The following is a 23,516-nucleotide window of genomic DNA, read 5'->3' as shown; positions in this document are numbered from 1 at the left end:
GGGTGGGGTTTTGGGTTCCGGACGGTTGTACGCGGCCGTCGCGGCGGGGGGATTCAGACGGTACGCGACGTATCGGGTGGCCACGGCCGCCGGGGTGTTCACCAACACGGTCTTCGGGGTGATCCTGGTGTACACGTATCTCGCCCTGTGGGACGAGAGACCACACCTCGGGGGGTACGACCAGACGCAGGCGGTCACCTATGCGTGGCTGGGTCAGGCGCTGTACTCGACGCTGGCGATCCAGGGCGGCGGCGTGGAGAAGGAGTTGATGGGGCGGATCCGCACGGGGGAGATCGCGGTCGATCTGTACCGGCCGGTTGATCTTCAACTGTGGTGGTTTTCGCAGGACTTGGGCCGTTCGTTGTTCCAGCTCCTGGGCCGGGGGGTGGTGCCGTTCGCGTTCGGTGCGGTGTTCTTCCCGATGGCGTTGCCCTCGGAGGCGGTGACGTGGGCGGCGTTTCTGGTGGCGGTGGTGCTGGCGATGGCCGTGAGTTTCGGGATCCGCTATCTGGTCGCGTTGAGCATGTTCTGGCTGATGGACGACCGGGGTGCGAACCAGACGCTGATGATCCTGGGGATCTTCTGCTCGGGCATGGTGCTGCCGTTGAACGCGTTCCCGGAGCCGTTCGGGGACGTCGTGGGGGCGTTGCCGTGGGCGGCACAGTTGCAGATGCCGGCGGATGTGCTGATGGGGGAGGTGTCCGTCGGTTACGCGTTCGCGTTCCAGGCGGGTTGGGCGGTGGTGCTGCTGGCGGCGGGGCGGTTGTTGCAGGGGGCGGCGACGCGGCGGGTGGTGGTGCAGGGTGGCTGAGGTGTCGCGGCTCGCCGAGGGGGTGCGGGCGTACGGGCTGATCGCGGGGATGTGGATCCGTTCGACGACGGCGTACCGGACGTCGTTCGCGCTGACGGTGGTCGGCAACCTGTTGATCACGGGGCTGGACTTCGTGGCGATCCTGTTGATGTTCTCGCAGGTCGACGCGTTGGGCGGGTGGACGCTGGCGGAGGTGGCGCTGCTGTACGGGCTGGCGGCGACGTCGTTCGGGCTGGCGGATCTGCTGCTCGGTTCGATGGATGTGCTGGGCGGCCGGATCCGGGACGGTTCCTTCGACGTGCTGCTGGTGCGTCCGGTTCCTGTGCTGGCGCAGGTCGGCGCGGACCAGTTCGCGTTGCGGCGGCTGGGCCGGATCACGCAGGGGCTGCTGGTGCTGGGGTGGGCGCTGTGGGCCGTGGATGTCGAGTGGTCCTTGGCGAAGGTGCTGCTGGTGCCGGTGATGGTGGTGTGCGGTGGGTTGATCTTCGGTGCGGTGTTCGTGGCGGGGGCGGCGTTCCAGTTCGCGGCGCAGGACGCGGCGGAGGTGCAGAACGCGTTCACGTACGGCGGCAACACGCTGTTGCAGTATCCGCCGACGGTGTTCGGGACGGGGCTGGTGCGCGGGGTGACGTTCGTGCTGCCGCTGGCGTTCGTGAACTGGGTGCCCGCCGCGTATGTGCTGGGGCGGCCGTATCCGCTGGGGCTGCCGGATTGGGCGGCGTTCATGTCGCCGGTGGTGGCGGGCGGGTTCTGTCTGCTGGCGGGGCTGGCGTGGCGGTCGGGGTTGCGGGCCTATCGGAGTACGGGGAGTTGAGGGTGGAGCGGGACCGGGGCGCGGAGGGTCGAGGGTGCGTGTTCATCGAGGTGGACGGGGTCGAGAAGGTCTTCGACGTGCGCCGCAGGACCGGGTTCATGAAGCGGGAGCGGCGCCAGGTGAGGGCGGTCGACTCCATCTCGTTCACGGTGGCGCGCGGTGAGATGGTCGGGTACATCGGTCCGAACGGTGCGGGCAAGTCGACGACGATCAAGATGCTGACGGGGATCCTGACGCCCAGCGGTGGGCGGTTGCGGGTCGCGGGGATCGATCCGACGCGGGAGCGGACGCGGCTGGCGCACCGGATCGGGGTGGTGTTCGGGCAGCGGACCACGCTGTGGTGGGATCTGCCGCTGATCGACTCCTACCGGCTGATGCACCGCATGTACCGGATTCCGCAGACGCGTTACCGGGAGAATCTCGACCGGTGCGTGGAACTGCTGGAGCTGGGTGACCTGTTGGAGGTTCCGGTCCGGCAGTTGTCGCTGGGGCAGCGGATGCGCGGGGACATCGCGGCGGCGCTGCTGCACGATCCGGAGGTCCTCTACCTGGACGAGCCGACGATCGGTCTGGACGTCATCTCGAAGGCGAAGGTGCGGGAGTTCCTGCGGGAGTTGAACGCCGAGCGCGGTACGACGGTGCTGCTGACGACGCACGATCTGCAGGACATCGAGCAGTTGTGTTCCCGGGTGATGGTCATCGACCACGGGCGGATGGTGTACGACGGCGCTCTGGCGGGGCTGCACGAGTCGGGGGGCAGTGAGCGGATCCTGGTGGTGGATCTGGAGCGGGAGCTGCCGCCGGTCGATCCGGGCCCGGGGGCCAGGGTGGTGAGGGTGGAGGGGCCGCGGCAGTGGCTGGCGTTCCCGGCGGGGGAGCCGGCGGCGGGGCTGGTGGCGCGGATCGCGGAGCGCTATCCGCTGGTGGACCTGTCGGTGCGGGAGCCGGACATCGAGACGGTGATCGCGCGTATGTATGCCGACCGGGCCATCGCGTAGTGCCGGACGGGGAGAACTCGTAGGCTGATTGCATGACGGACGAACTCCCCGACCTCCGGGCCTCCGACGCCGACCGTGAGCGAGTTGCCGAGATCCTGCGGGAAGCCGTGGCCGAGGGCCGGCTCGACATGGAGGAGTTCGAGGAGCGGCTGGACGCGACGTACAAGGCGCGCACCTACGGGGAGTTGACCCCGATCACCCGTGACCTGCCCGTGGGTTCACCGGTGGACCTGGTCAAGAGGCCGGAGCCGGACGGGAGTTGGGCGGGGCGCATCACGGGTGGCGAGGAGTCCTCGCAGTGGGGCGTGGCCGTCATGTCCGGGTTCGAACGCAAGGGGCAGTGGACGGTGCCGCACCGGTTCACCGGCTTCGTGTTCTGGGGCGGTGGGCAACTCGACCTGCGGGAGGCGAACTTCGTCGACCGCGAGGTCGTCATCAACTGTGTGGCGATCATGGGCGGTATCGATGTGATCGTGCCGCCCGGTGTCGAGGTCGTGGTCCGCGGTATCGGGATCATGGGCGGGTTCGACCAGCGCGAGGAAGGTGTTCCGGGGGAGCCCGGCGCGCCCCGGGTGATCATCACCGGCTTCGCGTTCTGGGGCGGGGTGGGGGTGCAGCGCAAGGCCACCCGCGCGGAGCGGCAGCGGCTGCGCGAGGAGCGCCGCCAGGAGAAGCTGGACCGCAAGGCGGCCCGCCGGGCCCTGGACGGGCACGGGCTGGGGCATGGGCGGCGGTCGGAGGACTGAGGGTTCGCGGGCGGCGACGGGCGTACGGTCCGTCGCCGCCGGGCTCACGGCTCGGCGGGGGCAGGTCCGGCTGCGTCGGGCGCGCCGCCGGGGTCAGAGTTCCGCGGGGGCCGCGCCCTTGAGGGTCTTCAGGTCGATGGAGTTCGCCATCTGCTCGTAGCCGAGGTCGCTGGGGTGGAGGTGGTCCCCGGAGTCGTACTCGGCGCGGAACCTGCGGGGGTTGTAGGGGTCGCGCAGCGCCTTGTCGAAGTCGGCGACCGCGTCGAAGACCTTGCCGTCCCTGATCTCGGCGTTGATCCGCTGGCGTACCGCCTCGCGCTCCGCGGTGTAGCCGCGGTGGCCCTGGAACGGCATCAGTGTCGCGCCGATCACCTTCAGCCCGCGTGCGTGGGCCTGGTCGACGAGGGTGCGCAGGCCGTCGAGGATGCGCTCGGGGTCGGCGAGTTCGGGGTTGCGCAGGATGTCGTTGACGCCCAGGTCGATGACGACGACCTTGACGTTGGTGCGGCTGAGGACGTCGCGCCGGAAGCGGTCGAGGCCGCTGGGGTTGTCCGCCGGGCGGCCGAGCCCGCCGTCCAGGACGCGGTTGCCGCTGATGCCCTGGTTGACGACGCTGTAGCGGGGCAGGTCCTGCCCGGACTCCACGGCCGTGCGCAGCCGTTGCGAAAGGACGTCCGTCCAGCGGAGGTTGGCGCCCTCGGTGGAGGAGATCCCGTCGGTGAGGGAGTCGCCGAGGGCGACCACCGTGCCGTCGGAGTCCTTGCTGAGCACGTCCAGCGCGGTGAGGTAGCGCCAGTAGGCCACCTGCTCGGTGTACGCCGTGCCCGTCACGTCCTCGGTGCGGTCGCCGCGGGCGAGGTAGGAGATCTGGCGGGCGTGCGGGTGGTAGGTGACCGGTCCGGACGGGGTCGGGGAGTACGTGGTGACCAGGACGTCCGCGTCGGCCGGGACGGTGATGCGGACGGCGTCGCTCATGGCCTGCCCGCCCGGCGGGACGACCACGGTGGTGTTGCCGCCGTTGAAGGTGAGCCGACGCATGGTGCGGGTCACCGCGGCCGCGGTGCCGTCCCCGGCGGCGACGGCCAGCGAGGCGTGCGTGATGGTCAGCGGGGCCTGGCCGTAGAGGTTGGACAGCGTGATCCGGGCACTCGTACCGCCGACCCAGGTGTGCACGACGTTGCGGACCGAGCGGCCCGCGAGGCCCTCCGTCTCGGTGCCCGGCTCCGCCCCGGCCGGCGAGGCCGACCAGGCGCCGACCCAGGTGCCGGTGGACACCGGTGCCGCCTGGTTGCGCGGGGTGTTGCCCTCGCGCACCGCGGACGGGCCGCCGCTGCCGTCGTCCGCGGCGACTCCCATGTAGATCGCGGCGGACATGCCCAGGATCAGGGCGACGATGGCGGAAAGCAGGGCATAACCGTGACGCCTGGTCATGCGGTGCGTGTCTCCTCGGGCGATGGGAGCCCCGAGGCTCCGATGTGATCACCTCATGATGCGTCATGAGGACAGGGGGACGTGAACGGACCCCCCATTGGGCCGTGGAGTTCCCCAGTGTGCTCCCCCTCCCGGTTCAGACGTCGGGAACTCTCGTTTCGTTCCAGGAGTCGGTCAGGAAGGGACAATGTGTACGGGGATCGTGAACGGGTGGAGCGGATGGAACGATCGAATTCAGGCGAAACGGGATCTTCGGGGCCGTCGGGTGTGCCGGGCCCTGAGTCGGCGTCGTCGGGCGTGGAGTCGGGTCTCTCGGAGTCGGACTCGGACTCGGAGTCGTCGGGTGTGGGGGAGCATGCCCGGCGCGGCACCTCGGCCAATCGGGCCGGCGTCCCGGCGTCGGCCGTCCGTGCGATGACGACGTTCAGCGAGGCCGACGAGGAGAAGCAGCGCGGCGTACGCCGGATGAAGCTCACCGCGACCGGCCTGCTGCTCTTCGTCGCCGTGGTGTACGTCCTGGCCAAATGGGCGTCGAACGAGGGCGCCGGTGCCTGGGCGGGCTACGTCGCCGCGGCCGCGGAGGCCGGCATGGTCGGCGCGCTGGCCGACTGGTTCGCCGTCACCGCCCTGTTCCGGCACCCCCTCGGCATCCCGATCCCGCACACCGCGATCATCCCCACCAAGAAGGACCAGCTCGGTGTCTCGCTGGGCGAGTTCGTCGGCGAGAACTTCCTCTCCGAGGACGTCGTACGGCAGCGGCTGCGGTCCGTCGGGATCGGCAGCAGGCTCGGCGCGTGGCTGGCCGAGCCGGAGCACGCCGACCGGGTGACGGCGGAGCTGTCGGCGGCGCTGCGGGGCGCGCTGACCGTGCTGCGGGACTCCGACGTGCAGGCCGTGGTCGGCGAGGCGATCACCCGGCGGGCGGACGCGCAGGAGATCGCGCCCGGCATCGGCAAGATGCTGGAGAAGGTGGTCGCGGACGGCGGCCACAAGCGCGTCGTCGACCTCGTCGTCGCCCGCGCCCACGACTGGCTCGTCCTCCACGACGAGCAGGTCATGGTCGCCGTGCAGGGCGGGGCGCCGGGCTGGACGCCCCGCTTCGTCGACAAGCGGGTCGGTGAGCGCGTCTACAAGGAGCTGCTGCGCTTCGTCACCGAGATGCGCGACATGCCCTCGCACCCGGCCCGCGGCGCCCTCGACCGCTTCCTCGGCGACTTCGCCTCCGACCTGCAGTCCGACACCGAGACCCGGGCGCGCGTGGAGCGGCTCAAGGGCGAGGTGCTCGGGCGGGGCGAGGTCCAGGACCTGATCGCGTCCGCGTGGACGGCCGTACGGTCGATGATCGTGTCGGCGGCGGAGGACGAGCGCAGCGAACTGCGGCTGCGGGTCCGGGCCTCGCTGCTGTCGCTGGGCGCCCGGATGGCCGTCGACGCAAGGCTCCAGGGCAAGGTCGACAGCTGGGTGGAGGGTGCGGCGGTGTACGTCGTGACGACGTACCGCAAGGAGATCACCTCCCTGATCACGGACACCGTGGCGGGCTGGGACGCCGAGCACACCACGAAGAAGATCGAGGCCCATATCGGCCGCGACCTGCAGTTCATCCGGATCAACGGCACGGTGGTGGGGTCGCTGGCGGGGCTGGTGATCTATACGGTCTCGCGGGCGCTGGGGGCGTAGCGCAGGGGCGGGCGCGGGGGTGACGCGGGTCACGTCGGCGGGTGTCACAGGGGGCGGGGCCCTCTCGTCATAGGGGCGTGGGCACGCACGCCCGACGGCTTTGACGCAGAGGAGTCCGCCATGGAAGCCCGTATGAACCTCTTCGAGAACCCGGTCCTGAGCACGTTCTTCCGGCACGTCAACGCGGCCGCCAAGGTGCTGGGCGACTCGACGCTGCCGCCCGCGACGCTGGAACTGGTGAAGATCCGCGCCAGCCAGATCAACGGCTGCGGCTACTGCACCGACATGCACACCAAGGACGCCGCGGCGGCCGGGGAGAGCGCCCAGCGTCTGCATCTGGTGGCGGTCTGGCGCGAGGCCACGGTCTTCACGGAGGCGGAGCGCGCCGCGCTGGAACTGACCGAGCAGGCCACCCGGATCGCGGACGCGGCGGGCGGGGTCCCGGACGAGGTCTGGGAGAACGCGGCCAAGCACTACGACGAGGAGCAGCTGGGGGCGCTGGTGGGGATCATCGCGGTGATGAACACGTACAACCGGGTCAACGTGTTGCTTCGGCAGCCGGCGGGGGATTACGTGGTGGGCATGTTCGGCTGAGTTTGCGGGGCCGGGGCCTGGCGCCCGGGACCTGGGGGCTGGGGCCGCCGGGGGTGAGGTCCCCCCGGTCGGCCTCAGCCCGCGTGGTGGTCGCCGTCAGCCCGCTCTGCGCTCGGCCTCAGCCGGCGTTGCGGTCGGCGACGGCCCAGGACGCGAGGGCGACGGCGCCGGCCACGCCGACGACGGCCGGCCAGGCGCCGACCTTCTTGGCCAGCGGGTGGGACCCGGCGAAGGCGGCGACGTACGCCGCGGTCAGCGCGCCCGCGGCCGGACCGCCGGCCCGCTGCCGCCACTGCTGCGCCGCGGCCGCCCCGGCGGCGGCGAGCACCGCTCCGCCGAGCGGCCGCTTCTTCGTCCACCGGGCCACGCCGTACCCGCCGACCAGCCCGCCGGCCGCGATCACCGCGCTGGGAATCCTCGCCATGTCTGCCTGCCTCCTGCCGTCGCGCGCCGAGGGGCGCGCGGGGTGCGACTGTCGGGCACGAGGCTAGTCGGCGCGCTCGACGCCCGGTCGAGGACCCCTGAAGGCGGGCGCGGCGGGCGCGGCGGGTGCGAAGGCGTGTTCGAAGCTCCGCGCCGAGGCGGCTGCGAAGCCGCCGCGGACCCCGTACACGAGGCCCTGTGACGGTGGCACCGTGCCGGAGGGTGCAGGATGGGGGTATGACTACCAAGGTCTACTTCGACATCACCATCAACGACGAGCCCGCCGGGCGCATCAACTTCAACCTCTTCGAGGACGTGGTCCCGAAGACGGCGGAGAACTTCCGCGCCCTCGCCACGGGCGAGAAGGGCTTCGGCTACGCCGGGTCCTCCTTCCACCGTGTCATCCCCGCCTTCATGCTCCAGGGCGGCGACTTCACCGCCGGCAACGGCACGGGCGGCAAGAGCATCTACGGCGAGAAGTTCGCCGACGAGAACTTCAAGCTCAAGCACGACCGCCCGGGCCTGCTCTCCATGGCCAACGCGGGCCCGAACACCAACGGCTCGCAGTTCTTCATCACGACGATCGTGACGGGCTGGCTGGACAACAAGCACGTGGTCTTCGGCGAGGTCGCCGACGAGGACAGCATGAAGCTCGTGAAGAAGATCGAGGCACTCGGCTCCGACAGCGGCCGGACCTCCGCGAAGATCACCATCGCGGCGTCGGGTCAGCTCTGACGAGCGGTATGTGACGTCGACGGCCGGGGTGCGCACCAGCACCCCGGCCTTCTTCGCTCCCGGCCGGGCCGGGCCGGACCGGGGCGTGGGCGGCACGGGACGGACGCCGGTCGAGCGCCCTCAGTGACCCTGCCCCACTGATTTCCGGAAGGGTCCCCGCACGACCCCTCCTATGAAGATTTGCCAGGGCCCGCGGCGCGAAGTGAGCACCGGACCGCTCGCTGCCTTGGAGTCGCGCACGAGTACGTGGTCGTCGCTCACCGCACACTCGACACACTCACCCCCGGCGCCATTGCTGTACGACGAGCTGAACCACTCGGGGGCGTTGCGTTCGCCGGACGCTGCACTGCTCACCTTGAGTATTCCTCCAAGATCGATTCGATCAACCGGGGGGAGCGCTGAGGGCTGAGGGCCGCTGCCCGAAGCCCGTCGAACGCCCGGGTGTACTCACGGACATGATGCTCGCCCTCCAAGTACACGGCGTCGGTGATGCCGTCCCGGTACACGATGTCCGGGTCCTCCGGGGCGGGGAAGCCCAGCATGGTGAACGAGCCGGTGACCGGGTAGGTGCCCGAGTCGAAGGGCAGAACCTGCAAGGTCACCCGGGGCAACTCGGCGCATCGAAGGACGCGTTCCAACTGATCCCGCATGACCGCGCGGTCACCGATGACATGGCGCAGTGCGCCCTCGCCCACGATGAACCAGGCGTCCGGGGCGTCGGGTCGGGCGAGGATCGTCTGACGCTCCATGCGCACGTGCACCGCGCGGGCGATGTCCTCCGTGCGCATGTGGGCGCCGGCCGTGTGGAGTTCGCCGGCGTAGGACTCCGTCTGCAACAGGCCGGGAATCACCTCGCACTGGTACTGGCGGAGCGTGGTGGCGTCCTGTTCCAGACCGACGTAGACGTTGAACCACTCCGGGACACCGGTGCCGTGCACCTGCCACCAGCCGCGCACCTTGGCCTGGCGGGCCAGCGACTTGAGGAACTCGCGCAACTCGTCGCTGGTGTCGTAGAAGCGGCACAGCGCGTCGATGTCCGAGGACTGGACCCGACCACTGCCCGTCTCCATCCGGTTCACCTTCGAGCCACTCCAGTCCAGAGCCTCACCGACCTGGGCGCACGTCAGTGAACTCCCCTCGCGGAGCTTCTTGAGCTCGATCGACAGACGCCGGCGACGGGCCGTCGGTGACTCGGCCATCCCAACCCTCTTTCACATAGCGGACGTTCAGTCTTGCGCCGAGGGTGGTTGAAACCAATCACTCATAAGTGGGAATCCCGACCTGCACATTGCAAGACGGGATGCGCATTCGTCACTCTGGGTATGCGCGGCACCTCATCGTGGGAGCGCGCTATGCCGCGTAGTTGCTGTCCGGAGTCGCTGCGACGAGAGGAGTCTTGTGACTCATCAAGCGTGCATGTCGCGAAGGCCCTGGGAGTTGGCCTTCGCCGCCGAACCTCACGAAGTGGCCGCACTGCGCCGTGTCCTACGACTGCACCTGGGCATCTGGGGACTGCACGGCACCCTCGACGCGGCCCAGTTGTGCATGACCGAGCTCGTCACCAACGTCATCACCCACACCGGTCACGGCACACCGGCCACCCTGGCGGTCTCGATGAGCGGTACGTACCTCCGCATCGAGGTGCACGACCCCGACACACGTGCGCTGCCTACCCTCCTCGACGCGGCACCCGAGGCGGAGTGCGGCAGAGGGATGGCACTGGTGAACGCGGTCGCCGACCGCTGGGGTGTCCTGCTGCGCCCCGACCGGAAGATCACCTGGTGCGAGCTGGCGACCGGGCTCTCCGCGTCGACCGGCCATGTGGACACACCTGGGGTGTCGCGTGCCGACATGCTGCTCCGAGCCCATGCGGAGGCGAATCACCCGCCTCGGACACGATCGAACCGACTCGACTCACGTGTGGAAGAAGGCGCAGTGGTGAAGGCCATTGCCGACCTTCTCCACTGGCTCCGAGCACACGGCCACGACGTGGACGACGTGTTGGATCGCGCACAGACTCACTTCGAGGCGGAAGCGGGTGGTGCGACAGTGCTTGGCTGGCCGGAGAAGACCACCGAGTGAGGCGGTCTTCGCCTTTCAAGTGGCTCGGCAATCGTTTTTGTTGATCCCGACCGCCTTCAAATGTCTTTGAGTATGATCGCTCTCTGGGGTTGATTGATCAATTGATCAAGGGGGCGGAAACCGTGGTCGATCGAAGAGAGGACTTCGGCGTCTGGTTGGAGCGACAGCTCCAAATAAGGCAGATGACGCAGACGGCGCTTGCGGACGCCCTCGAGGTCACTCCGGCGGCCGTGTCCGCCTGGATCACGGGGCGGGCCGAGCCGCGCGAGGACAGGAAGAGGGCGGTGGCGGTCGTGCTCGGCCTGGAGGAGGAGGCCGCTCTGCGTCGTGCCGCGGGAGTCGCCGGAGCGTCGTCCCTGAAGTGGCATCATCGGCCCGCGCATGCGGACGGCGGGCGGGAGTTCGGGAACGCGGCCGCCTTCGCCTTCGACGCCGATGTCGCCGTGCTCGCCCGCGAGGCCACGCAGAACAGCCTTGACGAGCAGAACGACCCTAATCGGCCCGTGCGCGTTCGGTACACGCTCGACGAACTCTCGGGCGAGCACCGCAGAGCCTTTCTGGACGCACTCCAATGGGAAGCAATCGAGCCCCACTTCGAGGCTGCCGCCAGTCAGCGACACAAAGTGGGCAGGGTCATCGCCGAAGGGCTGCGCGAGATGCGCGAGTCCGACTCGCTGCTGCTCCTGCGGGTGGACGACTACAACTGCACGGGGCTGACCGGCGCCGACCACGGGGACGACAGCAAATTCGCCGCTGTCCTGCGCGACCAACTCAACAGCCACAAGGGAACCGGAACGGCGGGCGGCTCGTACGGCCTGGGAAAGATCACGCTCTGGGCCACGAGTCGCCTCGGCCTCGTCCTGGTCAACAGCACCCTTTCCACCCCGTACCAGGGGCGTACCGAGCGTCGTCTCTACGGTCGTCTCGAACTGCCCTGGCACGAAGGACCGGAGGGCGCCTGCGCAGGCCTTGCCGCGTTCGGGGAGACGGAGACGCAGCCGGGACGCGAAGGCACGGCTCGATCATGGTGGGCCGACGAGGAGACGGTCCAATCCCTCCGCCTGAAACGTGAGAACCGTGATCCCGGCACGTCCTTCCTGATCGTCGGTGCGCATGACGCCGCGGGCGACGCACAGAGCCTTCAGGAGATGCACGAGAAGCTGGTCAAAGCGCTCGCGGACAACTTCTGGGCCGCGATGACCTCCGGACGGGACAGCAGCCCCGTACTGGAGGCGTCGGTCACCACACTGCGCAACGGACGGGTCGTCATCCCCGAGCAGCGGGTCGATCCCGCCGACCATCAACCCGCTCGTACACGCGCGCTCAGAGCCTTTCTCAACGGTGAGGCGGTCGAGCAGCGGACGGACACCACGCAGGTCGCCATGGCACACGTGTCGCTCCGCGTGCCACCGGAGAAGGGCGAGGGCCGCGGCGCCACGAATACGGAGCACAGAGCGGTTCTGCTGGTGACAGCGGCGGACGACAACGACCGGGAGCCGAATCGCCTTGTCTGCATGCGAGGGAACCGCATGACCGTCATGACGCGTCGTGTGACCGACCTGCCCCTGAGCACGGATGCCTTTCAGGCGGTCCTCCTCGCCGGCAGGGCGACGGGATCGGGCGGTCGGGACGCCGAACTGGCGGAGCGATTCCTGCGAGCCGCCGAGCCCCCGGAGCACAACGACTGGACCAGGACCGAGGATCTCGTCACCACGTACGCCCGTGGCGCCCGTCAGCGCATCGAGGACTTCCGCAAAGAAATGACCACCGCGGTCCGGACGCTCGTCGGTCGTCGAGAGGTGCGGAACACGGGTGGGCCCGCGGTGCTCAGGGAGCTGCTGCGGATCGACGCCCCCGGCGCCGCACGTCGGCCGGAGAGGCATCCCGTCGTGCGTCATGTGGAGGGGGAGGTCGACGCACGCGGCGCGTGGAACGTGAGGGTCGAGGTGAAGTTGCCGAGGAGGGCGGATCCCTGGTCGCTGACACCGGTGGCCAAGTTCGACGTGCGCTCGGGAGGCAGGCCCGTCGTCGCCTGGGCCGAACTCATCGCGGGCGAGAACTGCCGAGTCGAGGACGGCACGCTGTACTTCGAGCCCGGAGCCGGCAGCGCCTCCTTCAGCGGTGTGACGGACGTGACCGGTCACCCCGTGACAGGACGTATGGCCCGACTGATCGTGGATCTGCAGAAGACGAAGGGAGGCACGGCGTGAACATCGTCTTTCCCTACAGCACCCTGGCCGGAGACGTCGCCCTCGAGGTCACGTCCGCCCGACTCGACGGCCGTGCCCTTCCGCTGACGATGATCTCGCGAGACCAGAGAGTGGTGGCCCTGCACGAGGCCGAGCGGTCCGTATGGGACGAGGCCCGCCTCGACATCCGGGCGACGCTGCCGGAGCGGGAACTCGCGGGGGGCACCTGGACGGACGTCGCCTGTCTCGCGGTGCTGACGGAGTCCGCGACAAATGCTCGGACCGTGGAGAGGCTGGCTCCCACGGACCGAGGCGGGTGGGGCGGCAGCCTCGTGTTCGCCCGGGACGCCCACCACACGCGGGCCGCGCTCACGGTCGTCGTGGTTGCCACGGTCGACGGAGAAGCAGGCAGAGTGATCGGCACCGCGGACGAGGCGTGGTCCGTCGAACTCAACGAGCGTGCCCCCACCCGCAAGCAGGAACTGAACGTCCACGAGGTGGACTTCCGGTCCGGACCCCTCGAATGGCTGCAGCAGTTCCAGGACGCTCCGTGGGTCGTGGAGACGAGTGGTGACATGCCCACCGTCCATCTGAACACCGGATTCGAAGGGCTCACCGAGTTCCTGAGCGGTGGCGGCAGTGCCGTCGAGAAGGGCGTGCGCGGCATGCTGGCGGCTCAGATCGCCACCGAGGCATGGACGGCCATGTTCCACGCCGCCGTCGGCGACCTGGAATGGGACGACGACGGGTCGCCGCAGTGGCCCGCCGGGTGGAAGGACGGAGTGCTGCGCTCCATGCTGGCCGACGTCCTGCCCGAACTGTCGGCGAGCGACGCCCTCGTGGAGATCCACCTTCGCCGCAAGGAAGGTGGCTGGCAGGAGTTGCAGCCCCGCATCCAGTACGCGGCCGCCAAGCGGGCGAAGGCTCCCAGAAACATCGGCAACGGGCTGCGGGCGATGAGCCGGGCAATGGAGGGCGACCAGCTGTGAACCGTGCTTCCATGGACCTCCCCGAGCAGATGGCCCGGCTGTCGGACATCGCCGCTTCCAAGCACCTCACCCACGGGGTTCTCTCGGGGAGCGAACTCCCACCACGAGTGGCTCTCGTAAGAGCGAGCCGGTCGATCGAGCCAACCGCGGCGCGCTGGAACGTACTCCCCGTGCGGCAACTGATCGACGCGGCGGCGCGCCGGCACCGGGACGATCGTGCGGCGGCCGATGCCTGGCTGGCTCCGAGGCTGCACGCGAGCCTCAGGATGACGCGGCGAGAAGCGGCGGATTCCGGGCTCTGGAACTTTCTCGCCCTGGTCGTGGCCCCTGACTACGTTCTCTGGCGACACAAGGGGCACACCAAGGAGGGCGAGCGGGCGACGGCCGACCGCTTCGTCGGTGTGCACTACAAACAGACCTTCGCCCGTCTGTGGTGGGCCGCCGAGATGTTCAGGGACGGAGACGACTACGAGCCCGTCCGAGTCGCCTGCGGCAACCAGGACGTCCTGAACACCATCCTTCGCCTGGAGGTCATCGACCACCGGCCGACGGCTCGAGCCGTGGTGCGACTGCTGGAGAAGGGCGTTGTCAGCACGGGTCGTGAGGTGAACGGACTGGCCACGGCGATCAACACCGCGGCGAGCACTCTCCTGTACGACGTGCTCGCACCCGACGAGGGTCCGGACGCCGGGGCACGACGGTACTGGACGGACGAGGCCGAGAACGCGGGCCCGGTGCCCCTGGACAACCTGCCCACCGGTCCTGACGACGGCCGGATTCCATCCGAATCGGTGGACGCCCTGGTCCGTCGTTTCGCGGAACTCTTCACCGAGGCTCCGATTCGAGGGCGGGAGAAGGAGCAGCCGATACCGGCCGTGCCGAGTCGGGGCGTCAGCCTCGACAAGCCGTACTCACCTTCTTAGGCGCTTGTGGATGGCCTGGGCCAACGAACGGCCCAGGCCGACCGGAACCGCGTTGCCGATCTGTCGAGCAATCTGGATTTTGCTTCCGTACCACTGAAAATCGGCTGGAAAGCCTTGGATCAACGCGGCTTCGTAGTGAGTGATCGGCCGGTTGCTCCTCGGATGGAGATAGCGCCCCTTCTCGGGCTTGTAGAACTCGGTGCGGATCGTCACGGACGGGCGATCGAAGTGCATGCGTCCCATGACGTCCCCGGAACCGCTGTTGTGCCGGTCCCAGCTCGGGGTCGACAGATAGGTGTCGACCCCCTCGATCACTTCCCACTTGTTTCTCAGGTCGTGACGGTTTCCACCCGGGGGAATGGCCCTGTAGCGCGCTCTCGACAGAGCCGTGGGACTGCGCCCGATGTGAAGTTCGGTGGTCTTGAACGGACCGGGCAGCACGACGCCCAGCGGTTTGTCGGTACTGTCCGGGAGATCGAGCTGCGGTGCGTCCTTCGGCGTGAGGGCGAAGACCTCAGGGCCGACCGGGACCCAGGGCAGGAGCTCGCAGGACGAACCTTCCGGCTCGTCGAGGCCGGGTTGGGCGGGGCCGCCGTCACGGGAGTGCGAAGGCCGTGGATGCTCCAGCGGTTCCCCGATGTCATTGCGGGTCGCGATGACGATGGCTCGCCTTCGCGCCTGAGGGACGCCGTAGTCCGCGGAGTTCAATACCTTCCAACGAAGGGTGTAGTTGGCCAGCGGACCGCCCTCCGCGGTGGCCCCCTTCAGGCCGGCGAACTCCTGGGAGGTCAAGAAGCGGTCCACGTTCTCCAGAACGAAGATCTTGGGCTGTATGTCCTTGACCACTCGCACGTACTCCACCCACAGGCGGTTACGTGGATCGTCGGCCTTCGGCTTCTCGGGGTTGTTCCGGTGGAGTCCGGAGAAGCCCTGGCACGGCGGCCCGCCCATGATCACGTCGACCTTGCCCGCGTACGGCTTCGCATCCCACAGCGCGATGTCCACATTGGCGACGTGCGAGCCACCGAAATTTGCCGCGTACGTGGCTGCCGCCGCCTCGTCGAACTCGACCGCGGCGATGGATCGGAACGGCGAGGAACCAGGGCCGTCGGGCTCGTAGGCGCGAAATCCCGCCGAGAATCCGCCGGCCCCGGAGAACAGATCGACCACGGTGATCGACGATTCGGCCGGAACGGCACCGGCTGCGGGGTCGGACGGGAGGCTGGCCATGGGATGAGAGTTTAGGCGATCAAGCAGAAGGCGGAGGGCACTCCCGCGGCGCCGGGGGTGGGGCGATCAGCGTCCGTCGCGGCGACTGTTCCCCGATCATCTGCGCGGCGACCTGCGCAGTGCCTCGGCGATCCGGTGCCCCAGAGCGGCCGCGACCGGTGGTGGCGTCGTCTGACTGATCTGTCGGTAGGCGGAGGTCTTCCGGCCGGCGATCTTCCAGTCCGGAGCGAAGCCCTGGAGCAGAGCCACCTGGTCGACCGTGAGGCGCGGGAGACCGAAGCGGGGCTCGATCTCGTGATTCAGCCGGAAGTCCGGTCCAGGTGCGGTGTCGGCGATGCTTCCGCCGTAGACGCCCCACCGGGCCCAGATGGACTTCGCTCGACTGGCGCCAAGGTCGGCGCCTCCGCGCCCGGTGGCGCCGCCCATGATCAGCGGTGCGGGCTCGCAGGCGCGTTCGGCCCACTCCGCTGCCTCTGGCCACCCTCGGGAGGCCATGGACTCCAGCAAGGTCTCCCCGAGGGTCGGGCATCGTGTCGCGGTCGGGTCGGGCCATACGAAGCAGGCCAGATCCTCCGGATGCATGGCGATCATGAAGCCGTGCGCTCGATGCTGTGGAACTCCGAAGTCCGTTGCCGTGAGCACGCCCGAGGTCATCCGGTAGCCGAGGTCCTCCACCGCCTCCCGCACCTTCTGCCGCTCGGCCTCGAACTTGTCGGCCCGGACGAAGGTCGGGATGTTCTCGATGAGGAGCACGCGCGGGCGCACGAAGGATGCCATGTCGAGGACCGCCTGCAAGGTGTCCCGTTTGTCCACCGTGGCGAGTTGCTTGCCCGCGATCGTGTAGGGGGAACGGGGCAGACCGCAGCTCAGCACGTCGGCGTGGTCCAGTGGCGCGTGATCCAGTGGCTCCAGGCGCTTCAGGTCGGCTTGGACGGTGTACCAGTGGGGCCGGTTGCCGGAGATCGTGCCGCAGCTGTCGGCGTCGATGTCGATCGCCGCCGTCACCTCGAAGCCGGCTTCCTCGAGACCCAGAGCCTGGCCCCCCACTCCCGCGCAGAGGTCGATCACGGTGAATCGGTGTTCCTGCATACGTCTGTGTCCCCCGCCCCCTGCGCACGACCGACCGCGCAGTTCTCAGGGTAGGGCGACGAGCGGGTTCGCGAGGTCCTGCGGGGCGCAACCGGGGGCGGCGCACCCCGCAGGACGATTGATTCAGGTCAGGAGGGATCGGGCCCCGTCCTGGTGATGATCGCGTCTGGGGAGGAGTCGATCGTGGTGAAGAGCACGGCCTTGCCGTCACGGCCGTGGGCGGAGGCCGGCGCCACGAAGGAGAACGCCATCACCAGCTTGCCCGGATCGATCGCGCCGGAACCCGCCATCTCCTCCCGGTGTCGTCGTTCGACGATCGGATAGAGCACCACGGCCCCTCGCCGCTCCGCGACGTACCGTTCCGTCGCGGCATCGCCGCTCGCCGGGAGCGCGCCCGCGATGCGGTACGCGGTGGCCGTGTGCTTGGGATCCCGAATGGCGCCGAACAGCGGACCCCGCCGCCTGTCACGCGCGAACCACGAGAGGGGGCGACTCGATGTGCCGATCGTGAGCTTCTTGTTCCCTGTCGCGTGCTGAGGGGCGAGCACGATCCAGTCGTCGACCGCCGGCCGAGACGATCCGCAGATCTCTTCGAGATAGGCGAGATGAGGTTCGAACTGTGACGGCACCCCCCACTTCAGCGAGCGGACCAGGGTGAGGAAGTCGTCCGCGGTGAGTCGGCCGGTCAGCGCGGCGAACCGATGGGTCGCGTCGGAGTGCGCGTACGAGAAATCGGTCGGTGTCGACGACAGGGATTCGAGCACGGGCAACCACAGACCGGTGTTGTGGCGGAGCGCGGGAGCGTTCTCGGGGTAGGCAGTGGGTTCCTCCCACTGCCCCGGCGACCTCTTGTTGACGAGTCGCGCGTTGAACATCTTGTTGCGGCTGGTTGGCGGCAGCCACGACAGGTGCTGGGAGACGAGTGGCGGCACCTGGGCGGGCGTCACCTGCGGTCTGCCGTCGACGAGCTTCGCGTACTGTTGGAGTTCGCGGCGGAAGGTCTCCTCGTCACGACAGATCGCCTCGAACGCCTCGTAGAGGTCGACCTCCTTGGCACCCATGGTCTCCTGGCGACCGAGGTACAGGCGTACCAGGTCCCGGTAGCCCCTGCGGAAGCCGAACCAGCGGCCCATCTGCATCAGCGTCGAGGCGTTGTTCGTGCGGCGCCGGTAGTAGGTGACGGTGAGTCCCTCGACGGTGAAGCCGCGGGCGAGCTTCTGGCCGCCGATGAGGATCTTCCAGATGGACCGCTTGTCGAAGTCCGCCTCGCCCGTCTCGATGTCTTTGTCACCGTTGACGACGATGATCGGCTGGTCGTCCCCGCCGATCCGCATCGCGGCGGCTCCGATGTGCCGTGCGAGGTCGTCGTACGTCTCGGGGACGGCGTGTCCGTCGGCACGCTCGCGGGAGACCGGCAGGAGGTCGGACTCGAACAGCTTCCGCAGCCTTTCGTGGCCGGCCGCTCCCGTGTAACCGGCGTCCCACCACAGCTTCGTGACCTGACCCAGCAGCTCGCGGTGCGCCAAGGTGCGGACGGATTCGTGGATGAGCATCGTGTGGTGCTGGAAGTACCGGTGGCCCAGGCCGTTCTCCTCGCGATAGAGCTTCATCGCGGCGGAGAGCACGAACATGTCCATGGCCTGCTGCAGGGCGGTGTCGTCCTCCTCGTCCGTGAGGACGACGTCGCGTACGTGCGCCTTCTCGTTCGAGTTGGCGAACGTCCGCTCCTCGTAGGGGATCACGGAGTCCAGGTCGTGGAAGTCCTGCACCCCCATGTATCCGTCAGGGCGTGGCAGCGACACGATGAAGTCCTTCGGGAAGATGTCCTCCGTGTCGCTGGGGTCGACGAAGACGTTCGCGAAGGGCGTGGCGGTGTACCCGACGTACTGGGCCCGCGGCAGCATGTGCAGGAGTTCCGAGATCTTCTGGTTGATGGCCGTGCGCTCGGAGTCGGGCTTGCTCAGGTTGGCCGTGTTCACCGAAGCCTCGTCGGACTCGTCGTCGATGATGAGCACCGGGATCTCGGAGAGCGGTGTCTTGATCTTGTTGAGGTCCTGGACCAGCTTGGTGAGGACCGTCTTGTTCTTCTTGACGACCATCAGGCGTGCCGAGGAACGGTGCAGGTTCTGCGGGTGGTGGAGCGGGAGCGCGGGCTCCCGCTTCTCGAACTCGAGAGCGACGATCCCCTGGAGGAGGCTCTTGTAGTCGTTGTCCCTGGTCGTCATACGGACGATGTCGAAGGCGCCGAGAGTCGAGGGAAGCCCCTTGTGGGAGAGGAACTTGCCCTGAGACCAGGCGGGGTCGTCCGCGTAGTCGGACTCGTACTGGGCCGCTCCGCGCAGGATGTTCTCGCGCCCCACCAGTTCCATGTCCAGGCGGCGCTGCGTCTGGGCACGAAGGAGGTTGAGCGTGCCGCCGAGCACGATGACCAGGCGATAGCCGGCGTCCACCGCCTTGGCGATGACACCGGTGAAGTTGGCGGTCTTTCCGGACTGCACGTATCCGACGACCAGTCCCTTGGACTGGTAGGCGGCCTCGTCGGTCGGATTCGCCAGCCGCTCGACGACATGGTCCGAGGCGGTGTCCAGCGCGGCGACCGCGGTCTCGGGCCACCCCTTGTCCTCCAGCAGGCGCCGGTAGGCGGGCCAGTACCAACTGCGCCCCTGCTGCGACTGAGGTGTGTACCAGGGCTCGAAATCATTGCTGATGACCACGTCACCGGCCTCGTGCGGCACCGGTACCAAGGAGGTCAGCAGCCGGCGGGTCTCCTCCCGCAGCCCCAGTAGCTCGAACACCTCGCTTCGACGTTCCTCGGTGCGCGGCTCCGTGTGTGACCAGACGGGCCCTTCCGCGTAGTCCCACTGGGTCAGCTGCTTGCGCCACAGCACCACCAGTTGGTCCGTGGAGTGCGAGGCGTCGAGCGCGCGCTGGAAGTCCGCCTCGTCGGCCAGGGACTCAGCCTCGGGTCCCTCGTCCTCCGCCTGGTAGGCGAGCGCGCGCTGAAGGTTCTTGGGACGGTTGGCCTGCATTCCTCCGAGGGCCGATCTGTGGAGCGTGATGCGCACGATGTCGTCGTTGTTCATGGAGAGCGTTCCTCGAGGCTTCTTAGGGGAGGCGGAAGTCAGCCAGTACGGAGGGGGGTTCGAGGGTCGGGTCGAGGCCGGTGACGTCGATCGTGTACTGGACGTCGGTGACGCGATCCCGTGCCGAGTCCGAGAACGACGAGGTGTCCAGGCGAGGCAACGACGGAGCGTCGAGTACCGTCGGCTCCGACCGAGGTGTCCAGCGTTCGTCGTCGGGGATGTCCTCCGTCCAACCCGATGCCGCCAGTTGCCGGTCCAGACGGTTCAGCGAAGCGGGTGCTTGCTCCGCCACGGCCGCGCGTACGGCTCGGACGCACTCGGACAGGGTTCGTCCGTTGGCGCCGCCCCGGGTGAGCTGAACGGAGACGAACCACAGCGGACGTCCGGGGGCGGAGTCGAGCTGACCGATGCCGTGTACGGTGTGCCGCCGCCGTTCCGCCGCCGTCGTCTTCACCTCCAGGTCGTAGTCCGGCAGACCGAAGTCGTGCTCCTCGCCGTCCGGACCGGTCCATGACTCGACGGCCGTCTCCCAACCGTGCTCGCCGGCGACGCAGCGCATTGTCGCCAGTTCCCCCAACAGGCCGAGACGTTTCTGCGCACTCAGGCCGCGGGGGCGACTCAGCAGCGCGTTCCAAGCGCGTACGGTTTCCTCGAATGCCTGGTCAAGGGTGCGGCCGTGCGTCACGATGCGGTCGGCGACCGCGGTCAACAAGTCGTGGAAGTCGCGCATCAGCGTGACTTGGGTGGTGCTGATGCGTGCCAGTCGCTTGCCCGTCCGATCCGCGATCTGTTCGATGCGGATCGTGGGCAACGAGGAGCGGGGCGGCCGGTGGCGTCGGTCCAGTTCCACATGCAGTGCTATGTCCCGGCCTCCGTGGCCGACGACGTACGAGACCTCAGGACGGACCGAGCGTGGTGAGAGGGGGAAGGTCGTGGCCTGTCCCTTGCCGAGGAAGTACTCGACCTCGGTCCACGCGACATGGGGGCCTTCAGTCATCGTCCGCCACCTTGTCGAGTTCGGCCCGGGCGGCAGAGACCAGGATCGACTGCCACAACAGGAGGTTGTCCTTCTCTCGGCTGCCGCTGTACTCCTTCTCGAAGACCTGGTTCAGGAGGATGTAGAGCAGGGACTTCAGCAGCGGGGCGTCGTTGAGACCGCCGCGGCGACCTCCCAGGATGGCCGTCCGGTAGTGCTGGTTGAGGGTGATGGTGCGGATGCCTCGATCGATGTCGAAGAAGAGGCTGTTGTCCAGTTTCTGCCAGCGGACGGAGATCGGCTCCTCGTGCGGAATCGTGGGGAGTTCGTCGGCGATCGTCTCGCGCACGGTGGGGTCGAATCCCTTGCCCGGGGGGATCACGGCCTTGCGTGTGGTGCCTGCCCGCTTTCGCGCGTCGCGATAGACGCCGTCCGCCTCGGTCAGGTAGTCGAGGAAGGTGCGCCCGCCGGAGTCGGCGGCACTCTCCAGGGCGGCCGAGAACTCGGGCGAGGCATCGACACCTGCCTTCTTCACGGTGAGCCGGAATACGTCGCCGGTCGTGCCGGGCAGATCGATGGCGACGCGCGCCAGGGAGAGGTGCTGTTCGGGCTGCCGGAAGTTGTTCCACCCTCCCGCCTGGACCAGGCGGTTGTGCCGGTAGAAGTAGAAGCCCTGACGTTCGGTGACGGGACCGACGGCCTTGTACTCGTCGAGGTTCGACTTCGGCGTCCACACATGTGCCGAGAGCGACACGTCTCCCACCGAGGGCAGCGTCGCCAGGAATCGGCGCGGGTACTCGGGGTGGCCACTGACCGGGTAGCCGAACGGGTCCAGGGGCTCGACGCCGAAGTCCAGGTAGACGGTGCCCGTTCGTACGTCCTCGACGGCGATCGTGATGTTGAAGTCGGGCCGTGCCAGGAACCGATGCAGGTACAGACCCAGGTGAAGGCCGAGCTTGTTGATGGTGCGTTGCAGGTAGCGGTCGGTCTGGCCACCCCCGCCGTGCTTCGGGAAGTCCTTGACGCCGTCCCAACGGATGACGGTGCCCTGCCAGACGATGGGGCGCTCCGCGTACCGGTCGACGAGCGTCTGGGCGTACGACGGGTCCACGATGTCGCATTCGAATCCGGCGACGGCTCGCTCCATCAGCCAGCGGCGCCCCGTGGCACGCGTGCGCTTGGTGGTGCTGACGACGGTCACTGAGGAGGCATGACTGAGGGAGGCGGACTTCAGACCCGTGCCGAACATACCGAGTGCGTTCTCGGCGTAGTCGCGCCGACCACCGACGGTCATCGCGATGTCCAGTTCCTCGTCCGTCATGCCCTTGCCGTCGTCGACCACGAGGAGGCTGACGAGTTGATCGCCGTCCCGGAGGAAGTGGATCACCACGTCCTTCGCTCCGGCGTCGATGGAGTTGTCGACGAGGTCGGCGATGGCTACCTCGAAGCCGTAGCCCTGGCTGCTCAGGGCCTCCATGTAGCGCGCGTCGGGGGGAAGGTGCTTGCTGCCGGCAGTGGGAACTTCGAATTGCCAGTCGGTGGTCATCTACTCGCCTCGAGGTGCAGCTGATTAAGTGCGATCAATGGTGACCCTATTGGCCGCGTCGGACAACGGGCGGTCGGTCCGGATCCGGCTCGACCGCAAGGTCACGGGCGAGCGTTCGGCCTGCCCCGGTCGCCGGCGGCGAGCTGCCGCGCAGCCGCCACGGACCGGGCGACCGAGTCGGGGCTCTCGTGCTCCCAGAAGCGCAGGACCGTCCAGCCCGCCGCCTCCAAGTGCCGGGTCGTCTCGCTGTCGCGGGCCATGTTCCGATCGAGCTTGTTGCGCCACCACTCCGCGTTGGACTTCGGTTGCGTCGCGTGCTGAGGGCAGCCGTGCCAGAAGCAGCCGTCCATGAAGACCGCGATCTTGGTTTTGGGGAAGACGACATCGATCGTGCGGCGGGGCATGCCGGGTACCGGCACGTTCACCCGGTATCGCAGTCCTGCGGCGTGCAACAGACGTCGAACCGCGACCTCGGGGGCCGTGTCGCGGGAACTCTGCTTGCTCATCCGCGCGGAGACGGCGGGGGAGGAGGGGACGGCATGGGACACGCCTCCAATTCTGCCGGCGCGCGGGGGCGTGGGTCTCGCGTACGAGAAGGCCGCTCCGGGCGCCCTCCGCCGTCGCGCGCCCCTCCATCCCCGCTGCTTTCATGGACCCATGACCAGCAAAAGCGTCACAGCGGAGCGTCGGATCGCCGCGCCCCGGGGCACCGTGTGGGCCGCGCTCACCGATCTGCCGGGTATGGAGCGGGTCCTGAGTGGGGTCACCAAGGTCGAGGTGCTGTCGGGCGAGGGGTTCGGGGTCGGGACGCGGTGGCGGGAGACGCGGCGGATGTTCGGGAAGGACGCCACCGAGGAGATGTGGGTGACCCGGTGCGAGGCGCCCGAGGGGTATGCGGTCGAGGCCGAGTCGTACGGCTCCCACTACGTGTCGGCGTGGGAGCTGCGGGCGGACGGGCCCGAGACGACGACCGTGCGGATGACGTTCTCCGCGTCGCCCACCGGGGGCGGCATCATGAACGTGCTAGCCAAGGTGCTGGGGCCGGTCGGCGCCCGCGCGGTGCGCAAGGCCATCGAGAAGGACCTCGATGACGTGGCGGCGGCCGTCGAGGGGCGGGGCGGCAGCTGACCGGGGCGGGGGCTGACCGGGGCGCGCCCCGGTCAGGGGTGGGCCCAACCGC

General features: G+C 68.6%; 22 protein-coding genes. 12 read left to right on the top strand and 10 right to left on the bottom strand.

Annotated features, from left to right (window positions below):
• Positions 1-10: 10 nt before the first annotated feature.
• The 4 genes from ABT296_RS08420 to ABT296_RS08405 all read left to right on the top strand — a co-directional run bounded on the left by ABT296_RS08420 (position 11) and on the right by ABT296_RS08405 (position 3,369).
• Complete coding sequence (locus ABT296_RS08420; protein WP_351924666.1) at positions 11-811, top strand: ABC transporter permease; 801 nt, start codon at positions 11-13, stop codon at positions 809-811.
• Positions 804-1,625 carry an ABC transporter permease gene (locus tag ABT296_RS08415; protein WP_351924605.1) on the top strand — a complete coding sequence of 274 codons (822 nt, stop codon included), beginning with the start codon at positions 804-806 and terminating at the stop codon, positions 1,623-1,625. Before ABT296_RS08420 ends, ABT296_RS08415 begins: the two co-directional genes overlap by 8 nt.
• A 98-nt stretch (positions 1,626-1,723) precedes the next feature.
• Positions 1,724-2,623: an ABC transporter ATP-binding protein gene (locus tag ABT296_RS08410; RefSeq protein WP_351924664.1), complete on the top strand. Its 900-nt coding sequence runs from the start codon at positions 1,724-1,726 to the stop codon at positions 2,621-2,623.
• A gap of 32 nt (positions 2,624-2,655) precedes the next feature.
• Positions 2,656-3,369 (top strand): DUF1707 SHOCT-like domain-containing protein, encoded by a 714-nt coding sequence (locus ABT296_RS08405; RefSeq protein ID WP_351924603.1) that lies wholly within the window; start codon positions 2,656-2,658, stop codon positions 3,367-3,369.
• A gap of 93 nt (positions 3,370-3,462) precedes the next feature.
• Here the strand turns inward: ABT296_RS08405 and ABT296_RS08400 are convergent, their stop codons facing one another.
• The gene (locus ABT296_RS08400; RefSeq protein WP_351924601.1) at positions 3,463-4,800 is read right to left on the bottom strand and encodes a GDSL-type esterase/lipase family protein; all 1,338 of its coding nucleotides are present in this window, start codon (positions 4,798-4,800) and stop codon (positions 3,463-3,465) included.
• Positions 4,801-4,989: 189 nt separating this feature from the next.
• On the opposite strand from ABT296_RS08400, the gene ABT296_RS08395 reads away from it, so the two are divergent.
• Both ABT296_RS08395 and ABT296_RS08390 read left to right on the top strand, forming a co-directional pair.
• Entirely contained in the window at positions 4,990-6,477 is a 1,488-nt protein-coding gene (locus tag ABT296_RS08395; protein WP_502977204.1) for a DUF445 domain-containing protein, read from the top strand.
• A 120-nt stretch (positions 6,478-6,597) separates the two neighbouring features.
• Positions 6,598-7,071, top strand: a complete 474-nt coding sequence (locus ABT296_RS08390; protein ID WP_351924596.1) for a carboxymuconolactone decarboxylase family protein — start codon at positions 6,598-6,600, stop codon at positions 7,069-7,071.
• Between the two features lie 118 nt (positions 7,072-7,189).
• Here ABT296_RS08390 and ABT296_RS08385 read toward each other — a convergent pair whose 3' ends face one another.
• Positions 7,190-7,495, bottom strand: a complete 306-nt coding sequence (locus ABT296_RS08385; protein ID WP_351924594.1) for a hypothetical protein — start codon at positions 7,493-7,495, stop codon at positions 7,190-7,192.
• A gap of 236 nt (positions 7,496-7,731) precedes the next feature.
• Between ABT296_RS08385 and ABT296_RS08380 the strand changes: the two genes are divergently transcribed.
• Complete coding sequence (locus ABT296_RS08380; RefSeq protein WP_351924592.1) at positions 7,732-8,229, top strand: peptidylprolyl isomerase; 498 nt, start codon at positions 7,732-7,734, stop codon at positions 8,227-8,229.
• Positions 8,230-8,349: 120 nt separating this feature from the next.
• Here ABT296_RS08380 and ABT296_RS08375 read toward each other — a convergent pair whose 3' ends face one another.
• The gene (locus ABT296_RS08375; RefSeq protein WP_351924590.1) at positions 8,350-8,583 is read right to left on the bottom strand and encodes a DUF397 domain-containing protein; all 234 of its coding nucleotides are present in this window, start codon (positions 8,581-8,583) and stop codon (positions 8,350-8,352) included.
• A complete protein-coding gene (locus ABT296_RS08370) occupies positions 8,580-9,428 on the bottom strand; it encodes a helix-turn-helix domain-containing protein (RefSeq protein ID WP_351924588.1) in 849 nt (282 codons plus the stop codon). The genes ABT296_RS08375 and ABT296_RS08370 overlap by 4 nt, the downstream gene beginning before the upstream one ends.
• 217 nt (positions 9,429-9,645) lie before the next feature.
• Between ABT296_RS08370 and ABT296_RS08365 the strand changes: the two genes are divergently transcribed.
• The 4 genes from ABT296_RS08365 to ABT296_RS08350 all read left to right on the top strand — a co-directional run bounded on the left by ABT296_RS08365 (position 9,646) and on the right by ABT296_RS08350 (position 14,412).
• Entirely contained in the window at positions 9,646-10,311 is a 666-nt protein-coding gene (locus ABT296_RS08365) for an ATP-binding protein (RefSeq protein WP_351924586.1), read from the top strand.
• A 182-nt stretch (positions 10,312-10,493) separates the two neighbouring features.
• Complete coding sequence (locus ABT296_RS08360) at positions 10,494-12,521, top strand: helix-turn-helix domain-containing protein (RefSeq protein WP_351924662.1); 2,028 nt, start codon at positions 10,494-10,496, stop codon at positions 12,519-12,521.
• Positions 12,518-13,489 (top strand): hypothetical protein, encoded by a 972-nt coding sequence (locus ABT296_RS08355; protein WP_351924584.1) that lies wholly within the window; start codon positions 12,518-12,520, stop codon positions 13,487-13,489. The genes ABT296_RS08360 and ABT296_RS08355 overlap by 4 nt, the downstream gene beginning before the upstream one ends.
• Complete coding sequence (locus ABT296_RS08350) at positions 13,486-14,412, top strand: DUF6339 family protein (protein ID WP_351924582.1); 927 nt, start codon at positions 13,486-13,488, stop codon at positions 14,410-14,412. Before ABT296_RS08355 ends, ABT296_RS08350 begins: the two co-directional genes overlap by 4 nt.
• Here the strand turns inward: ABT296_RS08350 and ABT296_RS08345 are convergent.
• The 6 genes from ABT296_RS08345 to ABT296_RS08320 all read right to left on the bottom strand — a co-directional run bounded on the left by ABT296_RS08345 (position 14,401) and on the right by ABT296_RS08320 (position 22,842).
• Entirely contained in the window at positions 14,401-15,642 is a 1,242-nt protein-coding gene (locus tag ABT296_RS08345) for a DNA cytosine methyltransferase (RefSeq protein WP_351924580.1), read from the bottom strand. The genes ABT296_RS08350 and ABT296_RS08345 overlap by 12 nt on opposite strands.
• Before the next feature lie 96 nt (positions 15,643-15,738).
• Complete coding sequence (locus tag ABT296_RS08340; protein ID WP_351924578.1) at positions 15,739-16,731, bottom strand: DNA cytosine methyltransferase; 993 nt, start codon at positions 16,729-16,731, stop codon at positions 15,739-15,741.
• 128 nt (positions 16,732-16,859) lie between these two features.
• Positions 16,860-19,814 (bottom strand): Z1 domain-containing protein, encoded by a 2,955-nt coding sequence (locus ABT296_RS08335; protein WP_351924576.1) that lies wholly within the window; start codon positions 19,812-19,814, stop codon positions 16,860-16,862.
• A 22-nt stretch (positions 19,815-19,836) separates the two neighbouring features.
• Positions 19,837-20,811 carry a PD-(D/E)XK motif protein gene (locus tag ABT296_RS08330; RefSeq protein ID WP_351924574.1) on the bottom strand — a complete coding sequence of 325 codons (975 nt, stop codon included), beginning with the start codon at positions 20,809-20,811 and terminating at the stop codon, positions 19,837-19,839.
• Positions 20,804-22,336 (bottom strand): ATP-binding protein, encoded by a 1,533-nt coding sequence (locus ABT296_RS08325; protein WP_351924572.1) that lies wholly within the window; start codon positions 22,334-22,336, stop codon positions 20,804-20,806. Before ABT296_RS08325 ends, ABT296_RS08330 begins: the two co-directional genes overlap by 8 nt.
• 101 nt (positions 22,337-22,437) lie before the next feature.
• Positions 22,438-22,842, bottom strand: coding sequence for a very short patch repair endonuclease (locus ABT296_RS08320; RefSeq protein ID WP_351924660.1), 405 nt, complete (start codon positions 22,840-22,842; stop codon positions 22,438-22,440).
• 151 nt (positions 22,843-22,993) lie between these two features.
• Here ABT296_RS08320 and ABT296_RS08315 point away from each other — a divergent pair, with 151 nt between their 5' ends.
• A complete protein-coding gene (locus tag ABT296_RS08315) occupies positions 22,994-23,464 on the top strand; it encodes an SRPBCC family protein (protein ID WP_351924570.1) in 471 nt (156 codons plus the stop codon).
• Positions 23,465-23,516: the final 52 nt, after the last annotated feature.

Source organism: Streptomyces sp. NPDC000983, from assembly GCF_040299205.1.
Taxonomy (GTDB): Bacteria; Actinomycetota; Actinomycetes; order Streptomycetales; family Streptomycetaceae; genus Streptomyces.
Note: the sequence above shows the minus strand (reverse complement) of the source record. Positions and strands in the feature narration are given on the sequence as shown.

Coding starts and splice junctions, on each gene's coding strand:
- ABT296_RS08410 (WP_351924664.1), top strand. CDS start 1,724: ATGAAGCGGGAGCGGCGCCAGGTGAGGGCGGTCGACTCCATCTCGTTC.
- ABT296_RS08405 (WP_351924603.1), top strand. CDS start 2,656: ATGACGGACGAACTCCCCGACCTCCGGGCCTCCGACGCCGACCGTGAG.
- ABT296_RS08400 (WP_351924601.1), bottom strand. CDS start 4,800: ATGACCAGGCGTCACGGTTATGCCCTGCTTTCCGCCATCGTCGCCCTG.
- ABT296_RS08390 (WP_351924596.1), top strand. CDS start 6,598: ATGGAAGCCCGTATGAACCTCTTCGAGAACCCGGTCCTGAGCACGTTC.
- ABT296_RS08385 (WP_351924594.1), bottom strand. CDS start 7,495: ATGGCGAGGATTCCCAGCGCGGTGATCGCGGCCGGCGGGCTGGTCGGC.
- ABT296_RS08380 (WP_351924592.1), top strand. CDS start 7,732: ATGACTACCAAGGTCTACTTCGACATCACCATCAACGACGAGCCCGCC.
- ABT296_RS08370 (WP_351924588.1), bottom strand. CDS start 9,428: ATGGCCGAGTCACCGACGGCCCGTCGCCGGCGTCTGTCGATCGAGCTC.
- ABT296_RS08365 (WP_351924586.1), top strand. CDS start 9,646: ATGTCGCGAAGGCCCTGGGAGTTGGCCTTCGCCGCCGAACCTCACGAA.
- ABT296_RS08360 (WP_351924662.1), top strand. CDS start 10,494: ATGACGCAGACGGCGCTTGCGGACGCCCTCGAGGTCACTCCGGCGGCC.
- ABT296_RS08345 (WP_351924580.1), bottom strand. CDS start 15,642: ATGGCCAGCCTCCCGTCCGACCCCGCAGCCGGTGCCGTTCCGGCCGAA.
- ABT296_RS08340 (WP_351924578.1), bottom strand. CDS start 16,731: ATGCAGGAACACCGATTCACCGTGATCGACCTCTGCGCGGGAGTGGGG.
- ABT296_RS08335 (WP_351924576.1), bottom strand. CDS start 19,814: ATGAACAACGACGACATCGTGCGCATCACGCTCCACAGATCGGCCCTC.
- ABT296_RS08330 (WP_351924574.1), bottom strand. CDS start 20,811: ATGACTGAAGGCCCCCATGTCGCGTGGACCGAGGTCGAGTACTTCCTC.
- ABT296_RS08325 (WP_351924572.1), bottom strand. CDS start 22,336: ATGACCACCGACTGGCAATTCGAAGTTCCCACTGCCGGCAGCAAGCAC.
- ABT296_RS08320 (WP_351924660.1), bottom strand. CDS start 22,842: ATGAGCAAGCAGAGTTCCCGCGACACGGCCCCCGAGGTCGCGGTTCGA.
- ABT296_RS08315 (WP_351924570.1), top strand. CDS start 22,994: ATGACCAGCAAAAGCGTCACAGCGGAGCGTCGGATCGCCGCGCCCCGG.